A 13756-nucleotide genomic window follows, 5' to 3' on the forward strand; every position below is an offset into this window, starting at 1 on the left:
GGTCGTTCGGGCGGCCGGCGGCGGGGTACGACCGGATGGCCGGCTGGTCGTTCGGGCGGCCGGCGGCGGGGTGTCGCGGCGTGGCCCCGCGTCGATTCTCCGGTTCGGCGGCGACGGTGGCACGATGGGGGGCATGGCGGCTCCACAGGTTGCACCGGTCGAAACGCCGGACACCGACGAGGTGCCGGTCACCGACCGGGCATGGGTGACGATCGTCTGGGACGACCCGGTCAACCTGATGTCGTACGTGACCTGGGTGTTCCAGAAACTCTTCGGCTACAGCCACGAGAAGGCCGAGAAGCTGATGCTCGACGTGCACCACAAGGGCAAGGCCGTGGTCTCCAGCGGGGCCCGGGAGCGGATGGAGCACGACGCGTCCCGGCTGCACGCGTACGGGCTGTGGGCGACCGTGGAGCGCGCGTGAGCACCTTCCGCCGGCAGGGCGAGCACTGCGTGGCGACCTTCGCCGCCGACGAGGTACGGGTGCTCCGTAAGGTCGCCTCCGAGGTGGTGGGGCTGCTCACCGACGGCTTCGACCACTCCGACCCGGTCGTCGGGCGGCTCTTCCCGGACACCTACCCGGAGGATCCGGAGGAGTCGGCGGAGTTCCGGCGGTACACCGAGGGCGATCTGAAGACCGGCAAGGTCGATCAGGCGGGTGCCGTACTGGCGGCACTGCCCCCGGTCACCGGCGGGGAGGTACGCCTGGACGGCGAGGCGGCCGAGGCGTGGCTACGGGCCCTCAACGACGCCCGGCTGGCGATGGGGGTACGCCTCGACATCTCCGCGGACACCGACCTCGGCGACGAACTCGACGACGCGGTGCTGCACGACCCGACGTCGCCCCGGGTCTTCCAGCTCTCCGTCTACGCCTATCTCGGCTACCTGCAGGAGTCCCTGCTCCGAGCGTTGATCACCGACCGCTGAGCGGTCAGGGGTCTGAGCCACCGAGCGGTCGGTTGTCCCGGAGCCGCTGAGCGGTGAGGAAGGGCCCCCTCTACAACCAAATGCGATAACAGGGGGCCCTTCCTTGCACCTCAGGCGGTGTGGTCCAGAGCCGCCAGTTCGGCGTCGTCCAGGGTGAGGTCGGCGGCAGCCACCGAGTCGCGGATGGTCTCCGGCCGGCTGGCGCCCGGGATCGGGACGACCACCGGCGACTTGGCCAGCATCCAGGCCAGGCAGACCTGCTGCGGGCTCACCCCACGGGCGGCGGCCACCTCCGCGAACGGGGCGAACCGGCTGCCCAGCTCACCGGCCTGGGCGATGCCGCCCAGCGGCGACCAGGGCAGGAACGCCAGCCCCAGCTCGTCGCAGAGTTCCAGCTCCGGCTCCGAGGAACGGAACGCCGGGGAGTACTGGTTCTGCACCGAGACCAGCCGGTCACCGAGGATCTCCCGGGCCTGGCGGATCTGGTCCGGGTCGGCGTTGGAGATGCCGGCCATCCGGACCTTGCCGGCGTCGACCAGGTCCCGGACCGCGCCGATCGAGTCGGCGTACGGGACCTTCGGGTCGGGCCGGTGCTGCTGGTAGAGCCCGATCGCCTCCACCCCGAGCCGCTTCAGCGACGCGTCGCAGGCGGCCCTGATGTGCTCCGGGGAGCCGTCGACGGTCCAGCTGCCGTCGCCGGGACGCAGGTGTCCGCCCTTCGTGGCGACCAGCACCGCGGAGGTGTCCCCGCCGTAGCCGGCCAGCGCCCGCGCGATCAGCGACTCGTTGTGTCCCACCTCGTTCGCGTACAGGTGGTAGGCGTCCGCGGTGTCGATCAGGGTGACTCCCGCGTCGAGCGCCGCGTGGATGGTACGGATGGAGCGCTCCTCGTCCGGGCGCCCCTCGATGGACATCGGCATACCGCCGAGTCCGATCGCGCTCACCTCGGTGGTACCGATGCGGCGGTGTTTCATCGCGCTGCCTCCTTAGCCTCGGGCGTCCCGACCCACTCTGCGCCGGGCCCGGAACCCCGAATGTCAACTTTCCCTTTTTCCCACACGGTGACCCCGACGGCCGGGGCCGCGGGGTGAGGTCGGCCACTCCCGGGGGCCGAGACGGCCCGGGCGCGGGCGGCCCGACAGGCGGTAGGCTGGGCGTCGTGCTGAGCATCGACCGGTCGATAGTCGAGGCGATCGTCGCGCACGCCCGCCGGGACCATCCGGACGAGGCGTGCGGCGTGGTCGCCGGACCGGTGGGTTCCGACACCCCGACCCGGCACATCCCGATGGTGAACGCCGCCCGCTCGATGACGTTCTACGAGTTCGACTCGATGGAGCAGTTGCGGTTGTGGCGGGAGATGGACGACCGCGACGAGGAGCCGGTGGTCATCTACCACTCGCACACCGCGACCGAGGCGTACCCGTCCCGCACCGACATCTCCTTCGCCGGCGAGCCGGGCGCGCACTACCTGCTCGTCTCGACGCGTGATCCGGAGACCGAGGAGATCCGTTCGTTCCGGATCGTGGACGGTGTGGTGACCGAGGAGCCGGTCCGGGTCGTCGACGCCACCGTGGACCCGGACGCGGTCCAGTCGTACATGTTCGGGCAGAGCCCGACGACGGTCGACTACGAGTGTTCCGGCAGCTGATCCTCCGGGATCCGGCAGCCGTTCCGTAGTCCGTTCCCCTGACTCCGTCGTTCCCAGACTCCGTTCGTCACAAGGAGCATGTCATCATGGCCATCGAAGTTCGCATCCCCACCATCCTGCGCAGCTACACCGGCGGCGCCAAGGTCGTCGAGGGGTCGGGCGACTCGCTCAGCGACCTCCTGTCCGACCTGGACGCCAAGTACTCCGGCCTGCGCGGCCGGCTGATCACCGACCAGGGTGCGCTGCACCGTTTTGTCAACGTCTACGTCAACGACGAGGACGTCCGGTTCCTCGGCTCGCTCGACGCGAAGCTCTCCGACGGGGACACGGTGACCATCCTGCCGGCCGTCGCGGGTGGCGCGTTCGGCCTCGCCGCCGCCGCGGCGATCATCGGGCACGGTGCCGCCGCAGCGGCGGCGGTCGCCGGGCACGGTGCCGCCGCAGCGGCGGCGGTCGCCGGGCACGGTTCCGCGGCCCCGGCCCGCTGAGCAGGCCGCCATGACGCGGTACGAGAGCCTGCTCGACGCGTGCGGCGGTACTCCGCTGGTGGGGCTGCCCCGCCTGTCGCCGACGGTGCCCGAAGGGGCACCGCCGGTGCGGCTCTGGGCGAAGCTGGAGGACCGGAACCCGACCGGCAGCATCAAGGACCGGGCCGCGCTGTTCATGGTGCGGGCGGCGGAGCGGGCCGGCAAGCTCCGCCCGGGTGACACCATCCTCGAGCCGACCAGCGGCAACACCGGGATCTCGCTGGCCATGGTGGCGAAGCTGCGCGGCTACCGGCTGGTCTGCGTGATGCCGGAGAACGTCTCGACCGAGCGGGTGCAGCTGCTCCGGATGTACGGCGCGGAGATCATCTTCTCGCCGGCCGCCGGCGGCTCCAACCAGGCGGTGGCGACCGCGAAGCAGATCGCCGCCGAGCACCCGGACTGGGTGATGCTCTTCCAGTACGGCAACCAGGCCAACGCCCGGGCGCACTACGAGACGACCGGGCCGGAGCTGCTGCACGACCTGCCGTCGATCACGCACTTCGTGGCCGGGCTGGGCACCACCGGCACCCTGATGGGGACCGGGCGGTTCCTGCGGGAGAAGGTCGAGGAGATCGAGATCATCGCCGCCGAGCCCCGGTACGGCGAACTGGTCTACGGCCTGCGCAACATCGACGAGGGCTACGTTCCCGAGCTGTACGACGCCAGCGTGCTGACCCGGCGCTTCTCGGTCGGTACCCGGGACGCGGTGCTGCGTACCCGACAGTTGGTCGAGGTGGAGGGGATCTTCGCCGGCTTCTCCACCGGGGCGATCCTGCACGCCGCACTGGCCGTGGCGCACGAGGCGGTCAAGGCCGGCCGGCGGGCCGACGTGGCGTTCGTGGTCGCCGACGGCGGCTGGAAATACCTCTCCACCGGCGCGTACGGCGGCACCCTCGCCGACGCGGAGGAGGCTCTGGAAGGCCAACTCTGGGCCTGACCCGGCCCGGGGTGGGTCTGGGTTGGGGGCCGCATCATCCGCTCCGGGCGGTCAGGCTCGATCCCGTCGCGGGCGATCCGGCCCCCAACCAATACACCGCCGCCGCTCGTCGACGAACTGGTCGGGCTCACTCGGGACGCCCGGGCGAAGGGTGAACAGCCCCTACTGCTGGTGCTGTCTGTGGCCGCGGGCCGCGGTCGGCCGACATCTCTACGAAGGTGACGGAACGTAACGGTACGGCTGATTGCGGCGACCTGGTTCGTACCGGACGAGGTCGTCACGACCCGGTGTCACGTTGGCGACAAAGGTCACGAGATCTTTCTTGTGCCCAGGTGTCGCGGCGTAGGCTGCGCACCGTGACAGACGTTTCGGCGATGATCGCCCGCGCCTCGGCTGACCGTCTGTCCGTGACCATCAGTGATGACGGGGCGACCGGATGCGATTGACCATTCTCGGCTGCGCTGGCAGTTTTCCCGGTCCGGAGGCGGCCTGCTCGGCCTACCTCGTCGAGGCGGAGGGCTTCCGGCTGCTGCTCGATTTCGGCTCCGGCTCGCTCTCCGCCCTGCAGCGTTACGTCGGGCTGAACGTGGTGGACGCGATCCTCCTCACCCACCTGCACGGCGACCACATCCTCGACGCGGTGCCGTACATCGTGGTCCGTCGGTACGCCCCCGACGGTCCCTATCCACCGCTGCCGGTCTACGCGCCGGGCGGTGCCCCGGACCGGCTCGCCAACGCGTACAGCCTGGACGAGGGGGTGCTCGACGACGTCTACACCTTCTACGGCCTGCAGCCGGGCACGTTCCCGATCGGGCCGTTCGAGGTCACCGTCGACCGGGTCAACCATCCGGTCGAGACCTACGGCGTACGGCTGGAGCACGGCGGTCGCAGCCTCTGCTACTCGTCGGACACCGCCCCCTGCGAGTCGCTGCTCCGACTGGCCCACCGCGCCGACCTGTTCCTCTGCGAGGCCAGTTACCTGGACGGCGTGGACAATCCGCCGGACCTGCACCTGACCGGCCGGGAGGCGGGGGAGATCGCGACCAAGGCGGAGGTGGGCCGACTGCTGCTCACCCATCTGGTCGCGGCCTGGGGGAGCGAGGCGATGACGCACGAGGCGGCGCTCTCCGCGTTCGCCGGCCCGGTCGAGGTGGTCCGGCCCGGCTGCCGGTACGAGATCTGACCGTTCCGCCGGGTGATCTTCCGCCCCCCACGGCGAGGAACCGCCGCCTACCATTCGCCGGGTGAGTCACCCCTCCTCCGGACCGCCGAACCCGTTTCCGCACGGCCAGTTCCCGTCCGGCTCGTACCCGCCGGCGCAGCCGTCACCCGGCCGGTACCCGTCCGGGTACGGCGCCCCGGGCGGCCATCCGCCGGCGGGCCCGCATCCGTCCGGTCCGCCCGGTGGGTTCGGCCCGCCCGGCCCGCATTCGGCACCGCCGAAGAAGGGCAAGGGCCGGGCCTGGGTCGTCGTCCTCTCGGTGTTCGGCCTGCTGGCCCTGCTCTGCTGCGGCGGAGGCGGCGGCTACTACGGCTGGTTCTACTGGAACCAGCAGCAGGAGCGGGACCACCGCATGCAGATCTTCGACGACCTCGGCGTGCCGGAGGGGTTCACGGTCGACGAGCCCGTGATCCGTGGCGCTGCCGGCTCGTTGTCCGTGACCTACTACCTGCTCTGCGAGAAGGGGGTCTGCCCGGTCAAACCCGGCGAGAAGATCCACAAGTGGCTCACCGACAACGGGATGACGAACATGACGCTCCAGGACGTTCAGGAGTGCCTGGCCGACGCGGCGGACCTGGATCGGAACAAACTGTGCGTCTTCGAGTGGCAGGTGGAGGGCGAGGTGGTCTCGGCGCACGCCCTGTGGGGCAACGCCCCCGACAACTATGATGACCGGCGGTGGGAGCTGCAGACCGAGATCCGTGAGTCCGCCGACTGAGCCGTCCGACCGTACCGGCACGGATGCCGGCGTACGGGCACCGGGACACCCTCGGTCGGCGCGATCCCGTCAACGCATAGGCTGCGGGCATGGCGCGACCTGACGGGCGGCGGCCCGACCAACTCCGACCGGTGACCCTGACCCGTGGCTGGAGCATGCATCCGGAGGGTTCGGTGCTCGTCGACTTCGGCGACACCCGGGTGCTCTGCACGGCCAGCGTCACCGAGGGGGTGCCGCGCTGGCGCAAGGGCTCAGGCCTGGGCTGGGTCACCGCCGAGTACTCGATGCTGCCCCGCTCGACCACCACCCGGTCGGACCGGGAGAGCGTCCGGGGCAAGGTCGGCGGCCGTACCCACGAGATCTCCCGGCTGATCGGGCGGAGCCTGCGGGCCTGCATCGACCTGAAGGCGCTCGGCGAGAACTCGATCGTGCTGGACTGTGACGTGCTCCAGGCCGACGGCGGCACCCGGACCGCCGCGATCACCGGCGCGTACGTCGCGTTGCACGACGCGGTCAGCTGGCTGGCCGACCGGAAGGCGCTGGCCGGCAAGCCGGACAAGGTGATGCACCGGTCGATCGCGGCGGTGAGCGTCGGGATCATCGAGGGCGAGCCCCGGCTGGACCTGAACTACCTGGAGGACGTGGCGGCCGAGGTGGACATGAACGTGGTCTGCACCGGCACCGGGGACTTCGTCGAGGTGCAGGGTACGGGTGAGGCCGGTGTCTTCGCCCGGGAGCAGCTCGACGCGTTGCTCGACCTCGGCGTACTGGGCTGCGCCGAGCTGACCGAGGCCCAGCGGAAGGCGCTGGCCGGATGACGGTGGAGGGCACTGGCCGGATGACCAAGGTGCTGTTGGCGACCCGTAACGCCAAGAAACTGATCGAGCTGCAGCGGATTCTCGACGGCGCGCTCGGCGCGCAACGGATCCAGCTGGTCGGGCTGGGCGACGTGGCGGAGTACCAGGAGGTCCCGGAGAGCGGGCTGACCTTCGGGGAGAACGCGCTGCTGAAGGCCCGTGAGGGCGTGAAGTGGACGGGTCTGCCGACGATCGCCGACGACTCCGGCCTCGCGGTCGACGCGCTGAGCGGCATGCCGGGCGTGTTCAGCGCCCGCTGGTCGGGCCGGCACGGCGACGACCGGGCCAACCTGGAACTGGTGCTGGCGCAGATCGGGGACGTACCGGACCAGCACCGGGGAGCGGCCTTCGTCTGCGCGGCGGCCCTGGTGCTGCCCGGCGGCAAGGAGCACCTGGTCGAGGGCCGGCAGGCCGGTCGGCTGCTGCGCGCCCCGCGCGGCGAGGGCGGGTTCGGGTACGACCCGATCTTCCTCGCCGAGGGGCAGGACCGGACCAACGCGGAGCTGACGCCGGAGGAGAAGGACGCGATCAGTCACCGGGGCAAGGCGCTCCGCGCGCTCGCCAAGGTGATCGCCAAGACCCTGTCGGTCGGGGACGGCGGAGGCTGGGCGAACCGGTAGCCGACCGGTGCCCTCACGCCGTCGACGGGTTCCCGTACCGGTTCGCGCCGCCGTCGGTGACGTCCGTGCTGGAGATCACCGGTAGCACCGTGTGCCGGTGTGCCGATACCGTCCGACACGCCGGGGCGTCGGGCCGGTCGGCTCAACCGTCCACCGGGTCGAAGCGCAGCCCGTCCGTCGGCTCCACCTCGGACGCTCCGCCGGCGCGTACCCGGAACGTGACGTTGTGCCTGGTACGGGCCGCGTACTCCGCCCACTGGGCGTCGCCCCACTCCTCGAGGGGCGCCGGGTCGAGGTCGTCGTACTCCGGTTCGGCCTGGTGGCGGGTCACGTAGACGGTGTCGTCCCGTACCTCAAGCCGCCAGCGGTCATCCTCCTGCTCGCCCTGCGCGCCTCAACCCCGGGTCTGGAGGGTTTCGAGGGCGAGGGTCAGGGCGGCGTCCCGGCGGGCGGGCTCGTCCCGGGCCGGCTCGGCCGGGAGCAGATCGTCGAGGTGCAGACAGAGCAGGGCGAGGATCCGGCGGAGACGGGCGGTCGGCGACGGGTCCGGTCCGCCGAGCAGGGCGAACATCCGGTCGATCCGGTCGCGGAGCTGTCGGCCGGCGGGAAGCAGGTCGAGGACCAGCGGATTCCGGCCGAGGAACCGGGCGATCCGGGCATCCCGCCCGGGACCGTGCAGACCGGCCGTGTACCGCCGGAGGAACTCCGGCCGCATCCGATCGGGATCGGGTTGCTGCTCCGCCCATCCGATCAGCGCGTCGAGGGCGGCGATCCGCTCGTCGAGCAGGCTCTCCGCGAGGTCCTCCTTGGCCGGGAAGTGGTAGTAGAGCGCGGCTTTGGTCACGCCGACCCGTTCGGCGATCTCGCGCAGTGAGGTGCGGTCGTATCCCTCCTCGATGAAGAGGTCGAGGGCGACCTGCTGGATGCGGGCGCGGACGTCGCCGGGGTGGCGCGGGCCGGTCCGGCCGGGGGTGCGGGTGTGCGTCATCGCGGATCGAGGGTCCATGGCGGTGTGGGGGCTCCGGGCGAAACGACCGGCTGGTGTGGGCGGGCGGGTGCCGGTCAGTGGGTGGTCGCGTAGTCGAGGGCGGTGCGTACCAGGTCGGTGAGCGGCCGTTCCGGGTGGTCGACCCAGTGCTGGATGGCGGCGCGTACGGCGCTGAGCAGGGTCGCGGCGAGCACCTGGGCGTGTAGCGGAGTGTCCGGGTGCTGCGGCAGCCGGCCGGAGATCTCGGTGGTCAGTTCCCGTTCGATGGTGCCGTAGACGGCGATCTGGTGTGCCGCCAGGCTGGGATGGCTGCGGACCAGCCGGCGTTGGGCGACCCAGAGCGGGTCGACGTCGCCGGTCTCCCGGACGAGTTGTTCGGTGGCCCGGGTCAGGGCGACCCAGGGCGGTACGTCGGCCGGTTGGTCGTGTACCAGCTCCACCAGCCTGCGGATCCGTAGCAGGTCGACGTAGAAGAGTGCTTCCTCCTTGTTCGCGAAGTAGTTCGAGAAGGTACGGCGGGAGACGTCGGCGGCGTCCGCGATCGCCTCGACGGTGACCTGGTCGGGCCCGTGCTCGACGGCGAGCCGGAGTGCGGCCTCGTGCAGCGCCTGCCGCGTTGCCGCCTTCTTCCGTTCGCGACGCCCCACCGTGGTCTCCATCGCACCCAGAGTACGCCCCGATGATCCTATTCTCAACGAGCAAAGTTGCACATTGCGCAAGATCGAGAGATGCTTGTGTGCGACAACCAATCTGTGTGGGAGGCGACGTGAAGACCCCCGCCCACCACGGCGAACTCGTGCACCGGATGCGGAACCTGAGCCGGGTCGTGCGACTGATCCGGCAGCGGCGCGTGACGGAACGGCCGGGCGTACCCCTGGGCATGGTCGGCACGCTCATGCGGCTCGACGAGATGGCCGACCGGGCGGTCGGCTGCCATGCCAAGGAACTGGCCGAGCAGGCCGGGCTCGACCCGTCGACCGTCAGCCGGGCGGTCGCCGCGCTGGTCGCCCAGGGTCTGGTGGTACGCCGTGCCGATCCGGCCGACCGGCGCGCCAGCTTCCTCGCCCTGACCGCGGCAGGTCGGGCCGCGCTGCACGAAGCCCAGGCGTGGTACGGCGATCTGCTCGCGGACGCCCTCGCCGAGTGGAGTCCGGCGCAGGTCGAGGCGTTCGGCGCGGCGCTCGACCGGTTCGCCGCCGACATCCAGGGCGCCCTCGACCGAGCCACCGACGCCACCGAAGCGACCCGGACCGGCGATCCGCCCGTCCGTACCGACGTTCCCGAACCGAACAACTCTCAGAACAAGCTGGAGGCCGCGCGATGAGCGCACCCACCATGACGACCACCGCGTCCGACGCGGAACCGATGAGCCATCGGCGGACCCTGGAGGCGCTCAGCGGTCTGCTCCTGGTGCTCTTCGTCGCGATGCTCAGCAGCACCGTCGTCTCGACCGCGCTGCCGCAGATCATCGGCGCGCTGAACGGCTCGCAGACCCAGTACACCTGGGTGGTCACCGCCACCCTGCTCACCGCGACCGCGACCACCCCGATCTGGGGCAAGCTGGCCGACCTGTTCAACAAGAAGACCTTGGTACAGACCGCCATCGTGATCTTCGTACTCGGTTCGGTGGTGGCCGGGCTGAGCCAGAACGCCGGCCAGCTGATCGCCGCCCGGGCCTTCCAGGGCATCGGCGTCGGCGGGTTGCAGGCCCTGGTCCAGGTGGTGATCGCCGCGATGATCCCGCCGCGTGAGCGCGGCCGGTACAACGGCTACCTCGGCGGCGTGATGGCGCTCGCCACCGTCGGCGGCCCGCTGCTCGGCGGGGTCATCGTCGACACCTCGTGGCTCGGCTGGCGCTGGTGCTTCTTCGTCGGGGTGCCGGTCGCGATCATCGCGCTGCTCGTGCTCCAGGCCACCCTGCACCTGGTCACCATCCGACGGGAGAACGTCAGGATCGACTACCTCGGCGCCGGCCTGATCGCGGCCGGGGTCAGCGTGCTGCTGGTCTGGATCTCGTTCGTCGACAGATCGTTCGCCTGGATCTCCTGGCAGACCGGGGCGATGGTCGGCGTCTCGGTGGTGCTGCTCGGCCTCGCCGTCCTGGTCGAGGCCCGGACCGCGGAGCCGGTCGTCCCACTGAAGATCGTCCGGGAGCGGACCACGGCGCTGGCCATCATCGCCAGCCTCGCCGTCGGAATGGCCATGTTCGGCGGCGCCGTCTTCCTCGGCCAGTACTTCCAGATCGGCCGTGGCTACAGCCCGACCGAGGCCGGCCTGCTCACCATCCCGATGATGGTCGGCGTGCTCGGCGCCTCGATCGTGGTGGGTCGCCTGATCACCCGGACCGGCCGGATCAAGCCGTACATCGTGGTCGGCTCGGTGATCCTCGTCGGCGGCTTCCTGATGCTCGGGGTCATCGACCACCGGACCTCCCTGGTCTTCGTCAGCGCGGCGATGTTCCTGGTCGGCGTCGGGGTCGGCATGACCATGCAGAACCTGGTGCTCGCGGTGCAGAACACGGTGGCCCTGCGCGACATCGGGGCGGCCAGTTCCAGCGTCGCGTTCTTCCGGTCCCTCGGTGGCACGATCGGCGTCTCGGTGCTCGGCGCGGTGCTCGCCCGCCGGGTCAGCGACCAGATCACCTCCGACCTGACCGCCGCCGGCATCCCCGCCTCGGGCTCCGGCGACGCCGGGGGCAGCCTCAACCTCAGCGGGCTGCCGGACGTGGTGCAGCACATCGTGCGCGACGCCTACGGTGACGCGACCGGGCACATCTTCGTGATCTCGGCCGCGATCGCGGTGGTCGGGGTGATCGCCGCCCTGCTGCTCAGGCCGGTGACGCTGCGGACCAGCCTCGACCTGCCCGACGCGGCCACCACGGCCGCCACCGGCGCCGCTGCGGTCGACGGTGCCCCGGCGGTGGTGGACCGGGAGGTCGGACCGGAGCGGACGGCCTCCGGACACCGCTGACCCGGAACATCGTTCGCGGCGCCGCCGATCGGTCTCGAGCCGAATCGGCGGCGCCGTCGCCGTCCTCGGCCGCCCCGGCTCGGGCAAGAGAGCGTCGGCGTACCGGTGCCGCCCGACCCGCCACCGGGGCGGACCGCCGGACGGCCTGCACCGGGCCAGCGCGGCGGGCCGGCTAGCGGGTGGCGAAGCCGGCCGCGAGCCGGCGCATCCCCTCGTCGATGTCGGCGAGTGCGATGCCGCCGTACCCGAGGACCAGCCCCGCCTGGCCCGGACGCCTGGCGCAGTAGTCGGTGAGGTTCTCCACCCCGACCCCGGCCGCCCGCGCCCGGGCGACCACCGTCGCGAGGTCCGGATCCGTACCGGGGAGGGGCCGGGCGCAGAGATGGAGCCCGGCGACGGACGGTACCGGCCGCAGCCGGTCGGCGAGATGCTGGTCGAGCGCGGCCAGGAGCCGCTCACGGCGTGCCGCGTACTCCCGGCTGGTCCGGCGGACGTGCCGGGACAACTGCCCCTCGTTGATGAAGTCGGCCAACGCGCCCTGGGTGGTCAGGTCGCCGTGCCAGTCGGTCAGCTGTCTCGCGGCGGACAGCGCCGGGCGCAGCGAGGTCGGGGCCACCAGGAAACCGATCCGCAGCATCGGAAGCAGGGTCTTGGAGAACGACCCGACGTAGACCACCCGCCCGTGCCGGTCCAGGCTCTGCAGAGGTTCCAGCGGCCGGCCCGCGAACCGGTACTCGCTGTCGTAGTCGTCCTCGAGGACCACGGCGTCATGTCGCTCGGCCCAGTCCAGCAGCGCGGACCGACGCGCCAGCGACATCGGTACGCCCAGCGGGGACTGGTGCGACGGGGTGACGTAGACCAGCCGGGTGTCGGGCGGCAGCGCGCTGACCACCAGGCCCTCGCCGTCGACCGGGACTCCGGTCACCCGGGCGCCGAGGGTCTGGTAGAGCCGGCGGACCGGCGGATAGCCCGGCTCCTCGACCGCGACCCGGTCACCCGGCTCCAGCAACACCCGGCCGACCAGGTCGAACGCCTGCTGCGCGCCCTGCGTGACCAGGATGTCGTCCGCGCCGGCCCGGACCGAGCGGGCGACGCCGACGTGTCGGGCGAGCGCCGCCCGCAGCTCGGGATGCCCGACCGGGTCGGTGTAGCCGGTGTTCCGTACGGTCGCCTCGCGCAGTTGGCGGCTGACCAGCCGACGCCAGGTCTCCAGCGGAAACAGTCGGGCATCCGGCATGCCGACCCGGAAGTCGTACCTCGGCGCGGGGGGCCGGGGCACGACCGGAACCGACCGCCAGACGGCGCGGGGACGTACGCCCCGACCCGCCGGAGCGGCCCGGGGGCCCGACGCGGTGGCGGGCTGCCGGTCGCCGACGTACGTGCCCGAACCCACCCGGGCGACGAGGAAACCCTCGGCGGTGAGCCGGTCGTACGCCACCCCGACGGTGTTCCGGGAGACGTCGAGTCGCCGCGCGAGGTCCCGGCCGGGTGGCAGGCGTTGCCCGGGTCGCAGACGCCCGTCGAGAACCGCCTCGCGTAACTGTCGGTAAATCTGGGCGGCCAGATCACCTCGGCCGACGAGCCGGATGTGGACCTCCACTCAACCTCCAATTGGCCCAACCAGATTGCCGGTAATTGGCACTTATGCCTGGCCAATCTCTCACCTAGCGTAGCCGTTGACGGACGTACCTGAGGAGAAGGGAAACCGGATGGCACCGACCACCGTCGACATGTGGTTCGACCCGATCTGCCCGTGGGCCTGGATCACCTCGCGCTGGCTGCTGGAGGTGCGGCGGGTCCGCGACGTCGAGGTGCGGTTCCACGTGATGAGCCTCTCGGTCCTCAACGAGGGCCGGACCGACCTGCCGCAGATCTACCGGGACCTCTTCGACGTGGGCTGGGGGCCGGTCCGGGTCGCCGTCGCCGCCGAGCGGAAGTACGGCCCGGAGGTGCTCGACCCGCTCTACACCGCCCTCGGCACCCGACGCCACCACGACCGGGTCCCGATCGGCCGGGACCTGTACGTCGCCGCGCTGTCCGAGACCGGCCTCGCGGTCGACCTCGCCGACGCCGCCGACTCCACCGAGTACGACGAGCACCTCCGACGCAGCCATCTGGCCGGGATGGAGCCGGTCGGGGAGGAGGTCGGCACCCCGGTCATCCACGTACCCGGCCCGGACGGATCGAGGACCGCCTTCTTCGGTCCGGTGGTCAGCCCGGTGCCCCGGGGCGAGGCCGCCGGCCGGCTCTGGGACGGCGTACTGCTGGTCGCCGGCACCGACGGCTTCTTCGAACTGAAGCGGACCCGCGACCGCGACCCGGACTTCCGCTGACGCCGATTT

Annotated in this window: 17 protein-coding genes; 12 read left to right on the top strand and 5 right to left on the bottom strand. The window is 71.4% G+C overall.

The annotated features are described in order from the left end of the window. Positions 1 to 133: 133 nt before the first annotated feature. Positions 134 to 424 (top strand): ATP-dependent Clp protease adapter ClpS, encoded by a 291-nt coding sequence (gene clpS, locus V1633_RS05365; RefSeq protein ID WP_331213031.1) that lies wholly within the window; start codon positions 134 to 136, stop codon positions 422 to 424. Beyond that, positions 400 to 927 (top strand): DUF2017 domain-containing protein, encoded by a 528-nt coding sequence (locus V1633_RS05370; protein ID WP_331213032.1) that lies wholly within the window; start codon positions 400 to 402, stop codon positions 925 to 927. The genes clpS and V1633_RS05370 overlap by 25 nt, the downstream gene beginning before the upstream one ends. A 110-nt stretch (positions 928 to 1037) precedes the next feature. Here V1633_RS05370 and V1633_RS05375 read toward each other — a convergent pair whose 3' ends face one another. Further along, the gene (locus tag V1633_RS05375; protein WP_331213033.1) at positions 1038 to 1901 is read right to left on the bottom strand and encodes an aldo/keto reductase; all 864 of its coding nucleotides are present in this window, start codon (positions 1899 to 1901) and stop codon (positions 1038 to 1040) included. A 185-nt stretch (positions 1902 to 2086) separates the two neighbouring features. Between V1633_RS05375 and V1633_RS05380 the strand changes: the two genes are divergently transcribed. The 7 genes from V1633_RS05380 to rdgB all read left to right on the top strand — a co-directional run bounded on the left by V1633_RS05380 (position 2087) and on the right by rdgB (position 7456). Next, positions 2087 to 2575, top strand: a complete 489-nt coding sequence (locus V1633_RS05380) for a M67 family metallopeptidase (protein ID WP_331213034.1) — start codon at positions 2087 to 2089, stop codon at positions 2573 to 2575. Positions 2576 to 2661: 86 nt separating this feature from the next. Next, positions 2662 to 3063, top strand: coding sequence for a MoaD/ThiS family protein (locus V1633_RS05385; protein WP_331213035.1), 402 nt, complete (start codon positions 2662 to 2664; stop codon positions 3061 to 3063). A gap of 10 nt (positions 3064 to 3073) precedes the next feature. Further along, positions 3074 to 4039, top strand: coding sequence for a PLP-dependent cysteine synthase family protein (locus V1633_RS05390; protein WP_331213036.1), 966 nt, complete (start codon positions 3074 to 3076; stop codon positions 4037 to 4039). A gap of 436 nt (positions 4040 to 4475) precedes the next feature. Then, a complete protein-coding gene (locus tag V1633_RS05395) occupies positions 4476 to 5222 on the top strand; it encodes an MBL fold metallo-hydrolase (protein ID WP_331213037.1) in 747 nt (248 codons plus the stop codon). A 61-nt stretch (positions 5223 to 5283) separates the two neighbouring features. Next, positions 5284 to 5979, top strand: coding sequence for a hypothetical protein (locus V1633_RS05400; RefSeq protein WP_331213038.1), 696 nt, complete (start codon positions 5284 to 5286; stop codon positions 5977 to 5979). Positions 5980 to 6068: 89 nt separating this feature from the next. Beyond that, entirely contained in the window at positions 6069 to 6797 is a 729-nt protein-coding gene (gene rph, locus V1633_RS05405; protein WP_331213039.1) for a ribonuclease PH, read from the top strand. A gap of 20 nt (positions 6798 to 6817) precedes the next feature. Beyond that, positions 6818 to 7456 (top strand): RdgB/HAM1 family non-canonical purine NTP pyrophosphatase, encoded by a 639-nt coding sequence (rdgB, locus tag V1633_RS05410; protein WP_331213040.1) that lies wholly within the window; start codon positions 6818 to 6820, stop codon positions 7454 to 7456. Positions 7457 to 7598: 142 nt separating this feature from the next. Here rdgB and V1633_RS05415 read toward each other — a convergent pair whose 3' ends face one another. The 3 genes from V1633_RS05415 to V1633_RS05425 all read right to left on the bottom strand — a co-directional run bounded on the left by V1633_RS05415 (position 7599) and on the right by V1633_RS05425 (position 9103). Next, positions 7599 to 7787, bottom strand: a complete 189-nt coding sequence (locus V1633_RS05415) for a hypothetical protein (RefSeq protein WP_331213041.1) — start codon at positions 7785 to 7787, stop codon at positions 7599 to 7601. A 63-nt stretch (positions 7788 to 7850) separates the two neighbouring features. Further along, positions 7851 to 8444: a TetR/AcrR family transcriptional regulator gene (locus tag V1633_RS05420; protein WP_331213042.1), complete on the bottom strand. Its 594-nt coding sequence runs from the start codon at positions 8442 to 8444 to the stop codon at positions 7851 to 7853. Positions 8445 to 8518: 74 nt separating this feature from the next. Next, positions 8519 to 9103 (bottom strand): TetR/AcrR family transcriptional regulator, encoded by a 585-nt coding sequence (locus V1633_RS05425; RefSeq protein WP_331213043.1) that lies wholly within the window; start codon positions 9101 to 9103, stop codon positions 8519 to 8521. A 107-nt stretch (positions 9104 to 9210) separates the two neighbouring features. Here V1633_RS05425 and V1633_RS05430 point away from each other — a divergent pair, with 107 nt between their 5' ends. Both V1633_RS05430 and V1633_RS05435 read left to right on the top strand, forming a co-directional pair. Continuing rightward, positions 9211 to 9768, top strand: a complete 558-nt coding sequence (locus V1633_RS05430; RefSeq protein WP_331213044.1) for a MarR family winged helix-turn-helix transcriptional regulator — start codon at positions 9211 to 9213, stop codon at positions 9766 to 9768. After that, the gene (locus tag V1633_RS05435) at positions 9765 to 11414 is read left to right on the top strand and encodes an MDR family MFS transporter (RefSeq protein WP_331213045.1); all 1650 of its coding nucleotides are present in this window, start codon (positions 9765 to 9767) and stop codon (positions 11412 to 11414) included. Before V1633_RS05430 ends, V1633_RS05435 begins: the two co-directional genes overlap by 4 nt. A 172-nt stretch (positions 11415 to 11586) precedes the next feature. Here the strand turns inward: V1633_RS05435 and pdxR are convergent, their stop codons facing one another. After that, complete coding sequence (gene pdxR / locus V1633_RS05440) at positions 11587 to 13014, bottom strand: MocR-like pyridoxine biosynthesis transcription factor PdxR (RefSeq protein ID WP_331213046.1); 1428 nt, start codon at positions 13012 to 13014, stop codon at positions 11587 to 11589. A gap of 109 nt (positions 13015 to 13123) precedes the next feature. Here pdxR and V1633_RS05445 point away from each other — a divergent pair, with 109 nt between their 5' ends. Then, entirely contained in the window at positions 13124 to 13747 is a 624-nt protein-coding gene (locus V1633_RS05445; RefSeq protein WP_331213047.1) for a mycothiol-dependent nitroreductase Rv2466c family protein, read from the top strand. Positions 13748 to 13756 lie beyond the last annotated feature (9 nt).

Origin of the sequence: Plantactinospora sonchi (assembly GCF_036422035.1) — a bacterium.
GTDB classification, from domain to species: domain Bacteria; phylum Actinomycetota; class Actinomycetes; order Mycobacteriales; family Micromonosporaceae; genus Plantactinospora; species Plantactinospora sonchi.